Source organism: Cryobacterium sp. TMT1-66-1 (assembly GCF_004403435.1).
Classification (GTDB): Bacteria; Actinomycetota; Actinomycetes; order Actinomycetales; family Microbacteriaceae; genus Cryobacterium; species Cryobacterium flavum.
In genome coordinates this window covers 1-18,768 of record NZ_SOGP01000014.1, presented here as the reverse complement: position 1 = coordinate 18,768, position 18,768 = coordinate 1, and the positions used below count along the sequence as shown (strand labels likewise).

The following is an 18,768-nucleotide window of genomic DNA, read 5'->3' as shown; positions in this document are numbered from 1 at the left end:
CCACCAGACCGTCACGGACAGCGTCCGCTGTGTGGGCTCCGGGCAGGTGGACGAGCATGACGTAACGGGTGGTGCGCTCGACCAGGGTCGCGATCGCGGTCTTGTTGAGTCTGCCGGTGATGAGGTCGCCTTCCCAATGCCCGGGGACCGCACGGTCCTCGATTTCGGGTGGCCGGTCGGCGATCATTACCATCGGGTCGCGGAATCGAGGCCGCCGTGCAGATTCGGTCTTCTGAGGTTTGCGGCGTGTTCGTCCGGACCGCAGCGCCTCCTGCACTGCACGGCGCAGGCCGCCCCTAGCTTGCACGTAGAGCGCCTGATAGATAGTCTCTGGTACCACGCGCATGTCCTTGTCGGTCGGGTATTGCTTGACCAGAGCCTGACAGATTTGTTCTGGAGACCAGCGGATCTGCAGCTTCTCCTGGACGAACTTCCGCAGGCCCTCCTGTGTCACGAGCTTCGCTTCCCGGGGCCGTGGTCGGCGTGCGGCGGCAGCGCGCTGGGCCGCATACGGAAGGTAGGTGAGATTCTTCTGCCTGTTGCGGATGATTTCACGGCTGATCGTCGACGGCGCCCGGCGGAGTGTCGCCGCGATCGACCGGATCGACATGCCCGTCGCGGACAGGTCACGGATCGCTTCCCGATCAACCAACGACAGGTATCTCGAGTTGATAGGTTTCAGCTGCGCGGGAGTCAGCCTGATATGGGAATCACTCAGTGCGGTCACGGTCGTGTTGTAGTCGATGATGCGCCCATCAGGCAGGACCCAGCGGTTGTCGGCGTGCCGGATGCCCTGGTCCCAGTCGACCGCTGTGCGAATATTCAACCCGACCTGCCGGGCTGCCTCTTGTCGTGGGACGGCGTCGGCGCGCAGACGGAAGTACTCGGTCCGTCGCGCACGTTGGGCGACCTTCACGTCGATGCCCGCGAGGGTTACCCAATGCCGACACGTCATGGGCTTGAAGCCGAGTTCCTCGGCGGCGAGGCGGATGCTTCCGAGCCGTTCGAACGCGGCGAAGAAGGATGCTTTCTCGCCGTCGGTGAACGTTCGGGCTGGTGCTCGTGTTGTCTGTTCGGAAACCATGGTTGCAACTCCTGAATAGTGCTGAGTGTTGCAACGACCGATAGAACCCAAGCACCCCAATTCAAGCGACCGCCATCGGGGGCGCCTGCTGCCTCGCCAGCCACGCCGAAAACCAAGAGGTACGTTTTTGTTGTTCGAGGCCGGGACCAGACCGCATACGAAGCCCTCGCGGCACTGCTCACATCCCTTGACTTGCGAATTGTCACCTGGGAGGACGCCGTTCGCGGCGTCGATGGCGGGACGCCCCACACCCTCGATATCGTCAGAGCAGGGATCGACATTGCGGACGCTGTCGTCGTCCTCATGACCCCTGACGACTTGGGATATGTCAAAGAGGAGTTTCACAACTTCGCCAGCGACGACCCTCGCGAAGCAAAACCTTTTGGTCAGGCACGGCAGAACGTGATCTTTGAAGCCGGTTGGGCTATGGCTCTCAACGAGGGCGGTGTCGTGTTAGTCCGCGTCGGAAACGTCCGAAGCCTCAGCGACGTCGACGGGCTCAACTACGTCAACTTGACCGGCGACCTTTCTAGTAGAAGAAGCCTGGTCAATAGGTTGCGTAACAGCGGTCTTGAATTAGACGACAGCAACGACGCGTGGCGCACAGCCGGGTCGTTCCCAACGCAGTTCTAGCCGCGGATCAGGTGAGCGCCATCGAGTATCGCACGACTGGACAGATTCTGGGGGATCCTCGGAGAGGACATGGCCACGGTACCGCGCGATGACACAAACGTGTCGCTGTACACCAACCGCGGCAACGCCGACCCCGTGCTCCTAGCATGCGCGCTCGACAGGACCCGCGATGCCGAGGACGGACTGTTCGGGTGGACCTGGGTTATCGTCTCAACGACAGAGCAGTCCGAGTCAAGGCAGCCGCGTTCGACATCGAGGTGCGCACGAGCGATGATTTTGCTTGCGTCCTCCGCGATCAGAGCAATACGCTTCTGGGTGAGGAATTGTGAGGTCTTATGGGAGCGTTCGAACCAACCCGCAAAGAACGGCTCGGTGACTTGACCATGGCCGCGTCTTGCGCCGTTGGGGCGCACCCGCAGTGCATCACAGGCGTCGCGATCCTCGTCGAACTCGCCAAGCTATACGGGATTGAGTTGACCCCCCGCGCGGTATCCTTCGCCGGGCAGTCTTCGCTGACTTCCCTCGCCAGCGGGACGTTCGCGCGAGAACACCTTATCTCCCACGGTGCCCTGCCCAAGGATTACATACTCTGGGGCGAGGATGCAGGCTGGCCTGAGGGTTCCCCCTTCATACACTCGGGGCACATGGTGGCGATTGACGAACAGTCCTCTTTGCTGTTGGACCCATCGTTCGAGCAGTTCGTGCGCGGTGGTTTCCCAAACGCCGTCATCGTAACCCCCATCGACCCCACTGAATAGGAGTGGGCTCTACGCCTGTCGAAAGACTCGTTCGTCGTATACCTCCCAAAAGCTGACATCGGCGGTTGGCAGGAACACTATGAGCGGGCGCGCCTGGCGGTCGTCCCGATGGCTGAGGAGATCGCCGCGCACCTCAAATCAGGTGGCGAATCGAACGCCCACGCCGTCCACCTCGATCTGGACAGCGCGATTCTGATATAGCGCACCACCAGTCCCAATCGACCGACGACAGATCCATGGTTGGTCTCCCATAGTCCAATGAGACGGTCGCGATTGTCTTGTACAACATGCCGCCCGCTACGGAAACGTGCGGGTCCGCGGCAAGACTCCATGACTCCGGATCGGCAGGGGTCTGGTTACGCCGGTGCAGAGTGAGGTTCGTAGAACGAACGGACACAGCCCAGAGCACCAGAAGCGCGGGAGACCCTGCCTGACAGACGCACTGGAACGCGCAACGGAGCTGTGTCCCGAACTCAAATGTAGAGCGGAGTCTAGAGCGGAGTCGGCCAACATTCGGGAAAAAAGAAAGGCCGTCTGACCGATACAGAACCTGGTCAAAGGGCCTTTATGTGTAGCGGGAGCGGGAATTGAACCCGCGACACCACGATTATCGTGAACCAGACTCAGCGGGGTCACGGAGGCCTCCTACAGTCATCGATCCCAGTAAAACACTGGGTCGGTGATCACACTCTCACCCCCGGGCGAATTTCAATCTGCGGGGTAAATGCGGGGATTCTGCGGGGTTTCAGAAATGAACACTCTGGCGGTGATCCGGTCGGTTTCAACGCAACCGCGGCGAAGCGTCTCGAGCACTCCTCGTCCACCGATTTCCGCTGTAAATGGCGCCGACATTGCGGTGGCAGTTATGAGCCAGCCTGTCGGCCGGTGGCCTCGCCATTCTCGACAGTGAAGGCCTTGATCTCGCGGCGGCAGCCTATCAAGTTGATGGCACCGATCTCGACCAGCCCGCTCCGGGCACCAAGTTCAGAAACGTCCCTGAGATCGTCACTATGCGCCGACTGAGCCATGATGAAAGCCGCGACGGGGCCGCCATCCCCGACCACCAAATGCTCGGACACCTCTTCAGCCTGGCGATCAGGAGCGCCATGGCCCGTCGATATGTTCCCCGCCGGCAAAGCGTTCGTTGTCCGCCAGGGCGAGAGCCTCACGAGCTTGAAATCGCTATCACTGTACGGCCATGCGATCGGCAAACCCCGCCCCGGACTCAAGTTCTGACAACCACACTCGCAATGCGTCGAGGTCTTTTAGAATCCAGTCGGACACTGCAACGATCGCCAGGTTCTCCGCCATTTCGGTCACGGCGACCACAGGTACGCCGGCGAGATAAGCAGCGTACATCTCCATAGCCGTCCCCATACTAGGAATTCTGTGAGGGAGATAGGCGATGCAGAGATCACAGTCCTGCACCTCGCGCGTCATCCGGTGGAACACCCCCCTCAAGTCTTCGATTTGCGGTGGCAGGTCCGCCGTACTAATGGCCGACGGCGCCGAGCGCGCAATTTCCGCCACGACGCCCGATAACCCGGGATCCGCCATTCGTACACGAACGACCGCGCTCGGATCAAAGCACTCGACATCCGGAAAACTGGCACGTACCATATTCGGAATCACGTCGCGGTACCCCTGATCCTCGACCGCTAAACCACGATTCGCGCCTTGGATCGTTCCCGCAATAAATACTCTGGCCAACTTCATCATTCGTTTTCCAGCGAGTAGGGATCGACTTCACGATCAGGATCGGCGATCTCGGAGTAGATCCGTGAGGCAGAAAGCAAGTGCTCGCCGATCTCGGCTCGACTTGAGGTAAGGACGGACTCCAGTGAGTCCCAAAGCGGGATCGACAGTGGGTCGCCGTTTCGCGTGACGACGCCGTCGCTCGATCGGAGCCACAAGTCAGCATCGGTGAAGTGGTGCCCAGCGAAGCCTCGCAAGGGGAGGATTACTTCGGCGGTCTTCTGAAGGCCTGGTAGCACTGCGCGGATTGACAAGCTCGTCTGCTCGGGATGCGTCAGGACGCCCTGCAAGTCATCAGTGAACGACGAAGTGTCGAACAGCGAATCTGAACGCAGCGTGAAGTGTCGACTCAATGAATATTGGTCGCGCGCCGGGCTGAACTTCGAATACCCCAAGCGGATCACGTAACCGTCGGAGGTAGCGCGATATCGCGCATTCAACCGACCGTCCCTGTTTACTCCCGCCCCATTGCGACGCGCTGGGGCTGCTATGACGTCTACAGCAGAGGCCCCGTCCACCACCTCATTCTTCGGGAATCGTATCGGCTCGCGATGCAACAGATACGGGTCGAGCACGACGACGGCTTCCTGCGTATCAAAAACGACCGCGACGTGTCGTTCATCTTGAAGAAATCGCGGCTTTGGAGCGCCCAAAGCGACTGCCTTCCTTGCTACGTCAATGGTCTGATGGACGCACGCTGCCCCTAAACGCGCGTTCGGCTCTTCGCGCCCGTACCTCCTGTGAAACTCCATCGCACTGTTGTACGGCATTTCCATCAGCGTTTCCTCAAGCGCGTGATCGAACAGATCCATAACTCCCCCTCGTTAGAAATAAATATCACCCAGCCCTCGAAAGTCCAGCGTCTAGCTCAAGTGAATCGTTCCTCGAGCACCGTGTCATCGTCGATACCATCAAAGATCATCTGGCGCAGCTCCTTACGGCGGATCTTCCAAGTCGATGTGCGCGGGAGGTTTTCCCACGGCATGATCACGGGATCCGCCATCCCAGGTAGTCCGCTCGTCGCCGACGCCCACGCGTCGGCTGACAGCTCGCCACTGATACACACCACCGGCAATGGTTCTTGATCGCCCCGCGCCAGCAGAATAATCTCCACTGCACCGGGCACTCTTTCCAAAAGTACGCTCTCCAGCTCGGTCGCACTCCCGCCTTGAATTGTATCGACGGCCCGGTCGACGAATCGGATACGCCCGATCCGATCCTTGTATCCGACATCGCCCGTGTTCCACCATGTGCCCGACCGTTTAGCGTCATACCGATCGGTCTCGCCTAGATAATCCACACAGAGTGACTTCGACTTCACAAGCAAGATACCGGTCTCGCCGCGACGTAGTCGCCGTCCCGTATCGGGATCGACGACCTTTGCACTGACGAGCCCTGGCCATGCCCAGCCCATTGTGTTCATGTTGTCGTCTGCAGAGCCCACACGCTCCGTAATCTTCGCCCGCGAGTACACTCCACCTGCGATCGGGCCAACTTCACTTTGCCCCCAGCTGTGTCCCCACAAGGCGACTCGACGGTTGGAAGCTTCCAAGTATGGACGCACAATCGACGGATGCATCATGTCGAATGTGTTCATGTAGTAGCGCACTTGACTGAATAGTTCGGGACGGCGCTTTACAAGTGAAATCCAATGTTGGAATACGTTCGGGATCGCCTCAATTGTTGTTGGGCGATGGGTCTCGATGACTCGCTCCACATCGTCTACATTGTGGCTGCTGGCGACAACAAGGCGCTTCGGAGCCCAGCGAAGCTGAGCCGTAGCCCAAGCAAAGGCACGCGAATGTGCGAATGAAATCGAGCTAAGGGCGATGTCCTGGCGACGGTTCACTGCGTACGGCAACGGCAGGAACTCAAGACGAGTCCCCGCGCGACTCGATTCGGCCGTATGCACTACGAGTTTCGGGGCGCTTGTGGTCCCTGATGTGTGGGTAATAATCATCGGCTCCCCCTCATGCCGAATATCGGTCTCAGGAATGCTCGATCCACGGAGATCGTCAAGCAAAATGGTTCGTGCCGTTCCGACATCGCGCTCGTTCTCGAGTAGGAGCGCCTTGCCCCGCTCCGCGAGGTCAAGACCCTGTACCTGACCTTCAGCCAAGGTAGCGGAGGACATAATGGTGAGGTCTGGTTGAAGCTTGTGCAATAACTCTTTGAGGTCTTCTGGTCGGTTCAAGGACGAGATCGTCGCGGCGATTGCTCCGATTCTCGCGGACGCTGCCGCCAAGACGATCATGTCGAAGTGGTTCTGCTTGACTACGGCGACGCGATCGCCACGCCGCACTCCCGCCTCGAACAACCAACCGGACGCCTCCCGCACGAGTGCTGCAAGCATCGCCGCGTCATATGTCACGCCTCCGTTAGGCGCGATGTCGAAAGGTCGATCAAGGTGCAGTTCAGTCGTTTTGGACTTGTTCGCGTGCCAGTCAAAAAGTAGTCCGATGTTCTTCGGCGGGAGGATGCCCCCCTTATGCACCCACATGTCTAGACCTGGCCGTTCACACAACGAATGAGAAAAGGAAGACGACGACGGCCAAGGCCAGTATCCCGAGGCAATTCACCCAGAATTCCTGCTTTAAGAAGCGAGCGCGTACATGGGCGACCGATGCAGCCAAGAAGTACGCAATGACGCCTGCATTCGCAGCCAGAGCTACTCCAGGGACGAAGATCCCGACGACCAAACCGGCCGTGGCGAGGAGCTTGATAACGATTAGCGTCCACCACCAGTCCTGCGGGAAGTTCACGCCGTTTAAGCAGTCCTTGATGAACTTCGGTGGTCGGAACGACATCAAAGCGTCGACAAGTAGTACTGCCGCGAGGATGGCGGGAAGCCACCAGAAGTTAGGAACGAGTGTCATGAGATCCATTCATATCTATTTTGATTTCGTAATAAAAGTGAGAATTGAGCGGAGATTACTCATGGGTTCAGTGACGTCCGTCGACCCACTCCCGGCCCAGGCAAAAGTCGTTCCGAGATATGCGATGTAGACCGTGCGTGATGCCACCTCTGCATCGTTCTCGTTCATTCCGCTCGCCTGAAGTGTGGCGTTAATTTCTCGAAGCAGAACATCACCCAGTTCATGAAAAATGACCGATCGGTGAGTGCCCATCATGAGGACGGCTCCGTACTCGCGTGCGAGATCCATGTTGGACGCGAAGAGAGCCAGGAACGGCGTGATGAGTTCCATGATTCGGTCCGTCGGATCCGGGCTCACTGTCTCGACCTCTTTCGGCTCAGCGTCCGCCGCGCGATCGTGATGCATTTCACTGATCGTGCGGTCAAACATGGCTACGAGCAGCGCGCTCTTGTCCCCAATGGCCATGACCGAGCCAACGCTAACACCTGCCTCTGCCGCGATGTCCCGGACGGTCGTCGCCTTAAACCCCCGCTTGCGAAAAAGCAGCTCCGCAGCTGCCGTAACCTTGTCGTTAGTAATCTGCCGAAGATCATCCCTCGAAGTCACGGTGACCTCCATTCCTATTGACTGAACATGTTCGGTGAACATATTCAAAATGTTACTATCGTGGCCTGGCATCCGTCAAGATCTCAAATCTGCCGTTGCGTTTTCGCCTGCCGGCAGTATCACGCAGCAGGCAGAGAGCCCGGTGATTCCATGGCGCAGTCGGATGATGTTAGTCGCATCCTCGTGGACTTTACGTGGGTCGTCTCGAAGCCCCCGACCATGCGCTTTCAGAGCGGCCTCCTTTTGCGTCCAGAGATCCGCGACCAAAGCGCGACGCTCGCCCGGCGGCGCGGCCGCTATCGCGTCTACCTCTACGCCATTGCAGGCACGGCGAACGAGCGAGGCCTGATCAAATACAGCGGTCACCACTTCGATGTCGACGCCAATCCTTGCCCGTTTTGCGATTGCCGCAAGTATCCACCCCCTTGCGTGGGACACGCTCACACTTATGGATAGGGCGCCTCGAAGCTCTGGTCGGCCAAGGGGTCCAACTTGCATTCCGTCCCAGACGCTCCAACCGGAGCGTCTGGTGAGGTCACGTGCGATTGTGCGCCCTGCCAAGAACTCCGATCGGACGTACGGCGATGAAAGCTCCCAGCGGTTGCGCTCGCTTTCTGTCAATGCTGTGAGATCGGCTCGAACTTCTGATATACGTCGGAGCGACCAAGCGATCCTGGCTGTCAAACGTGGCCGATCTTTTCGTGGACGGCCGACGCGAGGCCGCGAATGGTCGGATGATCCCAAATAATTGTTGGGTCAACGTCGATGTCGTATGCGTCTTCGATATCTCCGCAAAGGGTCAGTGCGTAGACCGAATTGAAGCCCAAGTCGGCGAGCGAGGTGTCCACGGTGAACGTGCCCGGGTCGATCTCTCCATAGGCTGCTACACGTGAGATGATCCAAGAGGCGATGTGTTCGCTGGTGGGGACAATTGTTTTCATGATTTCCTATCGGGTTTTATTTGATAACTTCGGGTTGGACGGGTGGACTCCACACCACGGGACGTTCTTCCACGCCAAGGCTTAGTGCGGCATCGACGGCAGCAGCGATTGCATTCGCTGCGGCGTCCACATCGTCGTCTGCCCACGGTGGGATGCCCGCAACTGCGCCCGGTGGCGCGCCGTGTTCCCGAGGGTCGAGTAATTCATCGAGCCGCTGGAGCGCCATCGTTATCGCCGACTCGCTCCGCCTGAACGGGCTGTCCCGCTCAGTGCGCCCCTCATACCAGGTTCCAAGGAGCGCTCCCGCCGCCATGAGTCTTGCCAGGCGGCGAGCAAGGGTAAATACTTCCGGCGGCGCATCGGCGCCAAGCGACGACGGCGACAGAGCGGCGGCGGCGTCGCGGAGTGAGACCAGTTCGTCACGCCACCGATCGATCAGTGGCGCGAGTGCGGGATGCGCCGTTTGAAACGCGGTGGCAATCTCGCCCGAGCGCAACGAAGCGGTCATAGAGTCCACGCGCCCAGCTCCCAAACCGAAGCCGGAGAAGACGATGTCATCGAGCTCGCTTTCGGCGGCGAACAGCCCCGATTCGTATGGTGCAGGGCGCCGCACTCGGCGCGCCCAGGCCGGAAGGTTGGGGATCAACGTTGCCAGACAAGCCGACGATCCGGCATGGCCGATCGGCACCACGATAAGGTCGCGTAGCCACTTTTCCACGATCCCGAACGGTGAGGTAACGGCGTAAAAGCTTGAGCCAAGTAGAACCGACAGCTCCTGCATAGCGTCGTTGAGGAGAACCGGCACGATGTATTTCGTTGCGGCCGAAATGAGGAAGCACTCGTCGGGACGAATGTGCAGTGCCCGTACCCCAGCTCGCGCGAGTGCGTCAGCGATGAGCAGCGAGCTCCACGCTCGCACCAGTGTAAGACGTGCGTGCGGCAAATCCCACACTGTGGCGCCGTAGAGCGCGCGGCCTCTCATGTACGGCACAGCAAGCCTCAGCGCGGCATCAACGGTTCCCGTGGCAAGTGCCGGTATCACAGCCCGCGTGACCTGGAAAGCCGCGAGGGCTGTAGCCGTTCCTTGTCCCTCCGAGCCGATAAGGGATGATTCCGAGACGACGAGGTCATGGAACGAGGCAACCCCAATATTGCAACCGCGCATCCCTGATGTAAGCACTCGACGTGAGGTATCGGCGGCGCCCGAAACAGTTTCCGTCTTGTTCCAAAGCAACAAGCTAAAGGACCGGGGCCCGATATCCCGGGCTGTACGGACGAACAGCAGGGCTGATTCGGCGCGGTGGATGTTATTAATGACCTCCTTCCGCCCGTTGATACGCCAGCCCTGGCCCGGTTCTTCCACTCGAACGGCTGTGCATTCGTTCATGAGAAGGTCGTTCCCGTGCTCAAGTTCGTGGAAACATACTGCTACACGCTCACCCAAAAAGAGACGGTCTGCCAGTTTGCGTTGGGCGGCGTCGTCGCCCGCGACCCAAACGTTCACGGCCGCCATAAGCGTGGTGATTCCATGACCGAGACCTAGCGCCGGGTCACGCCGGAAAATCGGCAGGAACCTTCTTACGAGATCCTCCGTGGATCCCCATCGGCCGCCCAGGCGTCTGGGCACGAGTTCCGCTCCGAATCCCCAATCCTCGAGCACCCGTTCCGCCCACGGGACCATACGGCGAGCAGTATCCGCTGTCACAATAGTTGAGTGCGTGAACTCGCCGACTGTTGCATTCGGATCGCCGAAGAGGTGTTCTAATTCGAGCGGGTCCGGGCGTCCCTCGATCATGCGGTCCATCCATCGAAGAGCGACACGGTAGTGCCACGATGGTGAGTTGCAAGTGCCAGTTCATGCAATTCAGCATACGAAGCGGCAGCTCCCTGAACAGGTCGCCCCATTCGCTGACACACGCGACTCAGGGCTGCTGTGGCCCACACAGTTTCGTTCGCGAGTCCACTTGCAGACGAATTCTGGAGCACGAGCGCGAGGCAGGATGCACCTGCAAATGCCTCCGCGAGCCGCCGCGCGATGTCGAAGTGAGCGGCTCCCGGGGCGGCCGTGCGAGGTATGGACGACACATCCTGTATGAGTACCGCGACGGCTGACGTAAACACCTTTACAACACGATTAAACGCCGGTGGCGATTCTGCGGGCAGCATCCCTACTAACGGTTCGACTGCAGAGACCAGCGAGGATCCCGCGCGCGTAATGAGTCGCAGGCGTGTGAAGTCCAGCGTCGCCGTCGGAGCCCCTGGATCCAGCGCGTTCAACAGCTGCGCTGTTTCGGGGTGTTGCCTCGCTCCCTTTGCGACCGATTGAAATTCGTTGACAATCGCGTGGAGGTTCACGACCGAATTGCCGTCAAAGATCCCAACAACCCGGTTGTCCCGCGCCGCCTTTTCGAACAGGCCGGCCCCGGCGATACCGCTGAGCTGCGATCGAGCACCGAGGAATCGGGTCGCGTCTCGATAGAGTGCGTCTACCGTTGCGGGCACGACATATTTGACGAGCGCACTAATTAGGGCCATTTCGTCTGTGAGGTTAGCAACATGACGCGCGCCGACGATTGCGGTCGCCTCCGCGATGAGAGCATCGGCGAACATCGCGCCTGCATCCGTGGCTGCTTCCGGCAGGTCCAATAGCCGGCGCCCGTACAGGCGCCGATTGGTTACGAAATCGAGCACAGCCTCCACAGCACGATCGGCCCCGCCCAAAGACAGGGCGGTGCAAGTCGGCCGCGTGAGCTGGAGCGCACGCAGAACGAGGTCAAGCCCCTTCCCGCTCTCGCCGACCAGACGATCAGCCGGCACCTCGGTCCCGTGCCAATCAATCCCACTGATATCCGCACCCTTAATTCCGTGGGTCTGGACCTTTGGTCTGTACTCGAAGGAAGCGGGATCGAGCTCCTCCTTGTCGGCCAAAACGAGCGACAGGGATCGAGGCCCTATCTCGTTACGTGTCCGCACGAGGACGCACATTGCACGACCCCTCGTCGCATTGTTGATTGGCCACTTCCCACCTTCGATGCGCATTGTGCCATCTGTCCTGTAATGGGTCGCGGTGCGTAGAATATCCGATCCGCGCCCCTGCTCGGTGAGTCCCCAGGAGACTGGCGCACCGCTTAGGACGATCGGCGCTAGGTGTTTTGCAGATGTTCCACCGGCGACCCATGCACAGACCGCACCGAGGAACGATTTCCCGTGAGCTACCGCGACTGTCATGTCGCGTCGGGCGATATGTCGAATCTGTAGCATTGGCGCGAGTACATCGGTCATCTCGCCGCCAAACTCAATCGGTACATAGGAGCGTTGCAGACCCCACTCGTTCAGCGCGTCGACGGCCACCTGCGGGAACTCAGAGCGCTCATCGAATGAGATAGTGTCGGAGTCCCGGATGATTGCCGCAGTCGAAGTAGCATCACCCAAATGACGATCGAGGTCCAAGGCGCGAGCGAAGGCGCCGCTCATCGGGCCACCTGCTTGGTGAAGAACTCTGACCTAGTCAGGCGCGTGTGCGGAGTAACTGAAGGACCGACCGTAAGGACTACCGGCAGGCTGCCGGCAATTAGACGATCTCGAGTGGCGGCCCTTCTAACCTTGCCACTGGTCGTCCGCGGAATTCCGCCGCGCCGCACGATCACCAGACTGAGCGGTTCCAAAGAGAAGTCATCAGCGAGTTGTCGCCGTGCGTTTTCTGCACGATTCTCGATCTGTACGGTACTAGGCCCGGCAGCCTCAGCCACAACGACGACGGCGTTCTCGTCCCATTCAAACGCCACAGCGCCGGCTCCGGCGGACGTCGCGAGAAGGTCGCTGCAGGCAATTTCCAGATCTGAGGGTGCAATGTTCCTTCCACGAATGATGATGAGGTCTTTGAGTCGGCCCGTCACAACGATCCCATCTTCCGCGAGGAACCCTAGATCACCCGTACGCAGATACGCACGATCGCTACCAGGAAGGCGAGCCCCAAATACCTCGGCGGTTTGATCTGCTCGATTCCAGTACCCTTGCGCAACGCTCGGTCCGCTCACCCATATTTCACCGACAGTATTCGGCTCGGCGAGTGTCCAGGTTGCGCGATCGACAATCGCGATATGGTGCTCTGGCGCAGGAGGCCCACACGGTACGAGCGTGAGTGACTTTCCGCTTCCGACCGGGGTGACGACACCTCGTTCTAGGTCGCCAGCGTCGACGTATAAAGGGCGAACGGGGACGTTGGACCTCTTGGCGCTGACCAGCAGCGTCGTTTCAGCCATCCCGAAGGCCGGCATGAAAGAGCCTTCGGTGAATCCTGCCGGCGCGAACCGCGCGGCGAATCGATAAAGGGTGTGCCAGCGTACTGGCTCAGCGCCGGTGATCGCTGTCGTCAGCGACGATAAGTCAAGTTCTCGCAGCTGAGCCTCTGTCACAAGCTGTGTACAGAGTTTGTAAGCGAAGTCAGGAGCAACAGTCGCCGTTGCCCGGTATTTACTGATCAACTGGAGCCACAAGAGCGGTCGACGTAGGAACTGCGAAGGGCTCGTGATGACCAACGCAAAACCACCAAAAATACTCTGCATGAAGAGCCCAAGCCCCATGTCATGGTAGTGCGGCAACCAGCCGACGAGCACAGTGCCAGCGCCGAAGCCTGCCATATATTCGATGCCCCGTTGGTTCGCCAGGAGGTTACTGTGGCTAACGATGACACCTTTCGGGGTCCCTAGGGAGCCAGAAGTGTACTGGATCACGGCGACATCGACGGGCTTCGTGGGGGGAGCGAACCAATCGGCGGAATAGTCTTCGCCGACCGGATCACAAAGATACAGGGAGCTTAGCTTCACGTCGAGCCCTCCGATGCTCTCCAGCACCTGAGGCGTTGTTAGCACAAGATTGCTACCCGAGTCCTTGGCAATAGCCAGGATTCGTTCGCGAACCGCACTGGCATTCCGAGAGACCGGCACCGGCACCGGCACGACCGTGAGTCCGGCGTAGAACGCTGCATACAACCCACGGAGGAAGTCCAATCCTGCGTCAAATGCCAGCAGAACACGTTCGCCTGGACGCCACCCGGCATTCCAGAGGACCACAGCGTCGTGCCGTGCAGTGCGGTCAAGGTCTCGATAGCTCATTAGATTTGAGTTGTTCGGCGAACTGTGAAAGCGCACTCCAATATCCGGCGGTCGTTCGGCAACGCGTCGCATTGCCTCAAGCATCGTCGACGAATTCATAATCCCCACCCCTGATCGTTACCAACGTAAGCTTGTCGCAGCGGCCGTCCCCGACGGTTGATCGCAACAGACAACCGCCCCGCGCCGCATTTTGCGGTTGATGCGTATTGTGTTGGGATCTGCGATTAGAGCTCACGTAGCGACGTGATCATATTCACTGTACTTTGAACGTGTTCATCGAACACATTCAACAGAATAGGTTTCACGATCTGAATGAGTCAAGCGCTGACCGCGGAAATACTCGATTTTCCCCACTCTGGGGGCAATTGCAGTCCGTGAAAACAAGACGCCGCATACGTGTTCTTCCGACTCGTCTCATCCCGTACGACCACACATCACTGATCCTGACGTCAGATTGGCCTCCGCCGGGGCGACGTGTTCATCGACTGAGCGACATCGATGGCTTAAGCTACGTGAATCTGCGGGGCGACTTATCCAGTCGGCGCCGCTTTTGCCAGGCGTGAGCGTGGCGAACCGGTCCGGTCCTCCATCGCATTAGCACTTATGTTCTAATAGAATTATGAGACCGACCGAGACGCCTCCTAGCGTCCAGAGCCAGCACCGGACGGTGCGCGCCGACACCCTGAAGCAGGTTGAGCCTGATCGCGGGGTCGCGTTTGTTCTGCGTCCCTATTGCCTCACCGACGCGGAGCTGGGTGGACTGCCGGCAGCCCTAGCCAGCGCCTCCACCCCGGTACGCGCGTGGGTGAGATACCCGGCCACCGCCGACCGGGTGCATGGCCTAGCCCTGGCGTGGACTCCACGGGCTGTATACCTCGAATGGGAGGGCAGCGGCACTCACCGCACACGGGTGTGGGCCTCAGCCGTCGAGAGCGCAACAGCAAGCCAGACCGCCAGCAATCTCCCTCCCCAGCGGCAACAGGTGAACGTGGCGACCATTCGGGACACAGAACCGCTCGTCGCCCTCATCAACGCTCAACTGGCTCAGAGCGGTGCCGAGTTTGTAACTTCCATGGCGCAGCCGGCTGGGCCATTCGGCGCGGTCGTGTTTGGATCCATCGACGACCACGCCGTGCGCTTGGAGTTCTTCATCGAGCCGGCGACCACTATGTGCGCAATGCACTTATTCGACATGACCACGAAAAAGGTGTTCGTTGAGCGGGTAGCGGCACCGACTTTTGAGAAAGCCATCGAGGGCTATCCCTGGGCTGCGGCGATCGACATGCTTGGCAACACCTGACCACAAGCAGGAAGCCAGCGCAGGGACCCGTCCTCAGCGCCGCAGCGCCAGTGGGCCGTTCTTCATGGCGCTTGACAGGCCACATTTCACTGGCCTCGATTTTCAGCCCCTACGCCAATGCTTGTCACGGGTATCGAGATTGCAGGTCAGGCTTCCAAGCACGGCAACCGCGTCCTCTTCGACACCACCACCGGCGGGGTCGCCCGGCTGCGGTTTTCGGCGACCAGACCGTCACCTCCGCCATGATCGACCGCATCGTGCACGACGCTGACGTTCTCAGCCTCAATGGCGCCAGCTACCGGCTCAAAAGCCACCAGCCTGTTGCTGATACGGCATAGCAGAAACACAGATAGTGGTCCTGTTTTCAATTAGCGACAGTTTCAAGCGGTCAACGCAATAACGGAGGCGTTCAAGACCTCAATTGGGGACTGCCACGTCAATGCTCTGCGTGGGCGGTTGTTGAGCTCGGTCACGATCTCCTCGGGTCGTGCGGTGTTCGTCAGGTTGAGGTCGGTGCTCTGGGTAGGTGTTGGCGAAGTAAGCCGTTGGTGTTTTCGTTGGTGCCGCGCTGCCGAGGCGAGCACGCCCCTGGCTCACGTGGAGGGCCTGGTGGGCTGACGGGCCGCCACCGGGAATCCAGCGCATGCTAGGAGAAGGTTCCCTGCGCGATTCGCTCACTGAAAGAACGGATCTCCGCCACCTGTGCAACATGCAGCCCTTGCTCCGGTTGCGTCTCGATAAATAAGTTCTGCCCCCCGCCCACGACCTCTATGCTCCGCCGCTGTGGGCTCAGGAACCCGCTCGCGTGGCTGGTCAGCAAGTCGTCGACCATGACGATGGGAGCATTTTGGAGTCCGTTCTCTCGCAGCCACCGGCCTACGGCGAGGGCCTTCACCCAGATACCTGCAACCATCTGGTCCCCGTACCGAGTTCCGATCTCGGCAACGTCGTACGGCGCCTCGAGCAGACCGACGGCCGGTACAAGCAGCCGATTCGCCGCGTGATCCCATGTGCTCGCCCAAATTAGTTGGACAAGCCCCTCATTGACGAGCTTGTTGAGGCCCGCCACGACCTCAGGGTCGAACCAGATTCTGGTCGGGTACGACAGGTCATCGGGGAAATTCAGGTCAAGCCGGCCGGGTCGAAGCCGAGGATCGGCTTCACCCGTGTCTGCCGTATAGGCGAGGAGCGAACCGTCAACGTCCATGAACAGGGGTACCGGGCGGCGGACTACACGCGACATGACTGAATCCTTCCGAAAATCTGTGGCGACTTGGCAGAGGAGAATCTCATCTCATCTCAGACCGACCGACCGACCGACCGAGGACAGCAATTGTCCATGCCCGCGCGTGGCCTTCGCCATCTATTTGTCAGCGGTGTGAGTCGTCGTGATCGTGTACATATGCCGGCCGATCATGCCACTCCAGAAGCGGAGCCCGTCCGTCGTCTCGCGCTCGGATCGAGTCACCCGACTATCGGCGGCGTCACGACCGAGCATATCGGCGAGAAACCAGTCGACCTGAGCATCAAAACCAAGCCCACCCGGTACTTGGACCCGGTGAGCGAGGTCCGTGTCGTCTTCGTGGACTTCGAGGACGGCCATGACCCGCTCCCTCCGCTCCGCTGCTAAACGCTCAGCCAACTGGTCGACCTCGTCGCGCAGTTCGAACACCCGCAAGGTAGGGCCGACACCGACTGGCTCGAGATGGGCCCATTCCTTGAGATCCAGTTGGGCACGGCTGGCCCAGGCCTCACATTCTTCCCACGAGCCGACGAGGACGAAACGGGTGGACGGGCGCACATTGCGTGTCATCTCACCACGGTATCGCGGGCCACCGACACCGACGCCAGGCACACTGTCGTCCTGGACCTTGAGCTCGAGCAATGGCTGACTTTCCCGAACTAGGAACGCTTCCGCTTGGCTCGAAAGACGCTGTAAATGTCGGTTGCCTGCTTTATGGGGTCAAGAATCACCATGAACAGATCGCGCTTCAGTTTTGACGCAGTTTCGCGATCAGATCGGTGTCGGTGTACTTCTCAAATTGGTTGCGCGCCTTTTCCTGGAAGAACTCCCACGTCTCTGACGAGTGCAGGGCGCGCTCCATCGCTTCGCCCGCAAGGCGCGGCAGCACAGCAAGCCAGTTAAGGATCGTGCGCGACGGGGCGAACTGATCGACACTCGCGGTGGTGCCGAACAGGACTGCTGCGACGCGCTCGGCCGACTCAAGCTGGTTCGCGTTGACTAGAGCCCGGACCACTCTCACACACCAGCAGAGGAACTGATCCATGTCCCTGTAGCTCAGTCCTGGCACTTCCCCCAAGAGATCCACCACCGCACGGTTCGGTGGTGCTCATACCGTCAATGACTCAATAAAGCTCGGAAGTTGGGCTAGACCTGCCTGTCGCGCAAGACCAGGCCCCATAGACAAGAACTGATAACCAAGTTACCCAGTTCGAGGTATGACAGCGAGCCCGGGGCGTGAAATTCACATCGCCGAGATTCTTGATGGTATTCCCAACGATGCAGGAGCTTTCCAACCCTCTGAGGTGGCGGTGTTCGGCATACTGACGCCGACGAGGAGACTCCCAGCAGCGAAGTTTTGATGCGAACAAAATCACACGGACCTTGCAAGCAATCGGCGCGTCGAGGGCCTCCTCCGCCTTCGCGAGTGCAGAGCAGGGGCTCCGAGACCAGAATGACTCGCACCCAGCCATCTAACTGACACCGGCGCTCGGCTACGAGTGTTCCAAGCGACGCCGCGAAAAGTGGTCAACGTCAGCACCTTCAACTTGCGATCCCGCGGCACGCTCACCAGCGATATCGGAGAGCCGCGCCCCACCCGCTTATTTCCCGAAAGCTGCTGCGCTGATTGCCTCATCGGCAGCGACGCTCTCCCTAGCAACGTGTAAACGCGTGCCCTGCTGGGCGCTCAATCTCCTGAGCCGTGAAGACATCGTTGACAGTCGCTACGGGTGCATGTTTTGAGCTGACACCGAGCGAGATCAGAGGGACGAAACGGGAGCGCCGGTAGTGGGACCTCCTACGGACGCTCCCCCTAAAGTTGGCGGTTCTGACCGTGCTGGGAGGCGGCGGCGGCCGTTTGACTGTCCCGAAATTATGCCCAATGACCGGGCGTCAACCGTAACAGCCCCTTGCCCTAAATAAGGCAGCGGCGAAATTCCGGCCCTCTCTGCCTCACTTTAGATGAAACGGGACAACTCAGATCGATGAGAGGTCCGGAATATTGAATTTTCCCCTACTCCGGTCCGCCTGACGCACAGAAAGCGTTCCCTTCCAAAAGTAATAGACCGGGGTATNGGCTTGTGGGTAGCGCCAGTCCGGCGACTTGGTAGCGCGATTCCGGGTACACGGTAGCGCTGGCCGGGGTGAACTGCTCTGCTGTGAGGGGGCCACGCATCAGGCGTGGTCCTTTTCAGTAAGGGGCGGGTCATGGCGGACTATCGAAAAATCTTGGGGTTGTTGCTGGAGGGGCGGAGTTACCGCGAGGTCGTGGAGATCGTGGGGTGCTCCCATCGCGACGTGGCCCGGGTCCGGCAGGAGGTCCAGCATCGGGGTCTGACCTCGACCGTCGCGGTCAGCGACGTCGAGCTGGCCGAGTGGTTCCCCGACGGGCGCCGGAACGTGTCGGACGAGTATGACCAGCCCGACTTGTCGCGGGTGCTGGCATCGATGAAAGCGA

19 protein-coding genes and 1 pseudogene are annotated in these 18,768 nt (G+C 59.8%); 5 read left to right on the top strand and 15 right to left on the bottom strand.

The window, feature by feature from the left end; genetic code table 11:
• Positions 1-1,084 (bottom strand): IS30 family transposase (locus E3T29_RS10705; RefSeq protein ID WP_134345416.1); only part of this gene is annotated, 1,084 nt, incomplete at its 3' end.
• Between the two features lie 18 nt (positions 1,085-1,102).
• Here E3T29_RS10705 and E3T29_RS10700 point away from each other — a divergent pair.
• Together E3T29_RS10700 and E3T29_RS10695 are read left to right on the top strand one after the other, a co-directional pair.
• Positions 1,103-1,717 (top strand): TIR domain-containing protein, encoded by a 615-nt coding sequence (locus E3T29_RS10700; RefSeq protein WP_166792382.1) that lies wholly within the window; start codon positions 1,103-1,105, stop codon positions 1,715-1,717.
• A gap of 335 nt (positions 1,718-2,052) precedes the next feature.
• Complete coding sequence (locus tag E3T29_RS10695; RefSeq protein ID WP_134345414.1) at positions 2,053-2,475, top strand: hypothetical protein; 423 nt, start codon at positions 2,053-2,055, stop codon at positions 2,473-2,475.
• A gap of 863 nt (positions 2,476-3,338) precedes the next feature.
• On the opposite strand, the gene E3T29_RS10690 is transcribed toward E3T29_RS10695, so the two are convergent.
• The 11 genes from E3T29_RS10690 to E3T29_RS10640 all read right to left on the bottom strand — a co-directional run bounded on the left by E3T29_RS10690 (position 3,339) and on the right by E3T29_RS10640 (position 13,839).
• On the bottom strand, positions 3,339-3,554 hold the full coding sequence (locus E3T29_RS10690) for a hypothetical protein (protein WP_134345413.1): 216 nt from the start codon (positions 3,552-3,554) through the stop codon (positions 3,339-3,341).
• A 106-nt stretch (positions 3,555-3,660) separates the two neighbouring features.
• Positions 3,661-4,194 carry a hypothetical protein gene (locus E3T29_RS10685; protein WP_134345412.1) on the bottom strand — a complete coding sequence of 178 codons (534 nt, stop codon included), beginning with the start codon at positions 4,192-4,194 and terminating at the stop codon, positions 3,661-3,663.
• The gene (locus tag E3T29_RS10680) at positions 4,191-5,042 is read right to left on the bottom strand and encodes a hypothetical protein (RefSeq protein WP_134345411.1); all 852 of its coding nucleotides are present in this window, start codon (positions 5,040-5,042) and stop codon (positions 4,191-4,193) included. Before E3T29_RS10680 ends, E3T29_RS10685 begins: the two co-directional genes overlap by 4 nt.
• Before the next feature lie 56 nt (positions 5,043-5,098).
• Complete coding sequence (locus E3T29_RS10675) at positions 5,099-6,730, bottom strand: class I adenylate-forming enzyme family protein (protein ID WP_134345410.1); 1,632 nt, start codon at positions 6,728-6,730, stop codon at positions 5,099-5,101.
• Between the two features lie 16 nt (positions 6,731-6,746).
• On the bottom strand, positions 6,747-7,115 hold the full coding sequence (locus tag E3T29_RS10670) for a DoxX family protein (RefSeq protein ID WP_241987761.1): 369 nt from the start codon (positions 7,113-7,115) through the stop codon (positions 6,747-6,749).
• 6 nt (positions 7,116-7,121) lie between these two features.
• Positions 7,122-7,754 (bottom strand): TetR/AcrR family transcriptional regulator, encoded by a 633-nt coding sequence (locus tag E3T29_RS10665; RefSeq protein ID WP_166792381.1) that lies wholly within the window; start codon positions 7,752-7,754, stop codon positions 7,122-7,124.
• A gap of 33 nt (positions 7,755-7,787) precedes the next feature.
• Positions 7,788-8,210, bottom strand: coding sequence for a 4'-phosphopantetheinyl transferase superfamily protein (locus tag E3T29_RS20710; RefSeq protein WP_134345408.1), 423 nt, complete (start codon positions 8,208-8,210; stop codon positions 7,788-7,790).
• A 182-nt stretch (positions 8,211-8,392) separates the two neighbouring features.
• Positions 8,393-8,653, bottom strand: coding sequence for an acyl carrier protein (locus tag E3T29_RS10655; protein ID WP_134345407.1), 261 nt, complete (start codon positions 8,651-8,653; stop codon positions 8,393-8,395).
• 16 nt (positions 8,654-8,669) lie between these two features.
• Complete coding sequence (locus E3T29_RS10650) at positions 8,670-10,448, bottom strand: acyl-CoA dehydrogenase (RefSeq protein ID WP_166792379.1); 1,779 nt, start codon at positions 10,446-10,448, stop codon at positions 8,670-8,672.
• The gene (locus E3T29_RS10645) at positions 10,445-12,127 is read right to left on the bottom strand and encodes an acyl-CoA dehydrogenase family protein (protein ID WP_134345405.1); all 1,683 of its coding nucleotides are present in this window, start codon (positions 12,125-12,127) and stop codon (positions 10,445-10,447) included. Before E3T29_RS10645 ends, E3T29_RS10650 begins: the two co-directional genes overlap by 4 nt.
• Positions 12,124-13,839, bottom strand: coding sequence for a fatty acyl-AMP ligase (locus tag E3T29_RS10640; RefSeq protein ID WP_255575214.1), 1,716 nt, complete (start codon positions 13,837-13,839; stop codon positions 12,124-12,126). Before E3T29_RS10640 ends, E3T29_RS10645 begins: the two co-directional genes overlap by 4 nt.
• 595 nt (positions 13,840-14,434) lie before the next feature.
• On the opposite strand from E3T29_RS10640, the gene E3T29_RS10635 reads away from it, so the two are divergent.
• Together E3T29_RS10635 and E3T29_RS20705 are read left to right on the top strand one after the other, a co-directional pair.
• Positions 14,435-15,067, top strand: a complete 633-nt coding sequence (locus tag E3T29_RS10635; RefSeq protein ID WP_134345403.1) for a hypothetical protein — start codon at positions 14,435-14,437, stop codon at positions 15,065-15,067.
• A gap of 50 nt (positions 15,068-15,117) precedes the next feature.
• Positions 15,118-15,405, top strand: coding sequence for an ATP-binding protein (locus E3T29_RS20705; RefSeq protein ID WP_134345402.1), 288 nt, complete (start codon positions 15,118-15,120; stop codon positions 15,403-15,405).
• 308 nt (positions 15,406-15,713) lie between these two features.
• Here E3T29_RS20705 and E3T29_RS10625 read toward each other — a convergent pair whose 3' ends face one another.
• The 3 genes from E3T29_RS10625 to E3T29_RS10615 all read right to left on the bottom strand — a co-directional run bounded on the left by E3T29_RS10625 (position 15,714) and on the right by E3T29_RS10615 (position 17,355).
• A complete protein-coding gene (locus E3T29_RS10625; protein WP_134345401.1) occupies positions 15,714-16,310 on the bottom strand; it encodes an HAD domain-containing protein in 597 nt (198 codons plus the stop codon).
• Between the two features lie 120 nt (positions 16,311-16,430).
• Positions 16,431-16,880, bottom strand: coding sequence for a hypothetical protein (locus tag E3T29_RS10620; RefSeq protein ID WP_166792378.1), 450 nt, complete (start codon positions 16,878-16,880; stop codon positions 16,431-16,433).
• Between the two features lie 178 nt (positions 16,881-17,058).
• Positions 17,059-17,355, bottom strand: coding sequence for a hypothetical protein (locus tag E3T29_RS10615; RefSeq protein ID WP_134345399.1), 297 nt, complete (start codon positions 17,353-17,355; stop codon positions 17,059-17,061).
• 1,163 nt (positions 17,356-18,518) lie between these two features.
• Here E3T29_RS10615 and E3T29_RS10610 point away from each other — a divergent pair.
• Positions 18,519-18,768: pseudogene (locus E3T29_RS10610) on the top strand (IS21 family transposase); the annotation flags it as partial.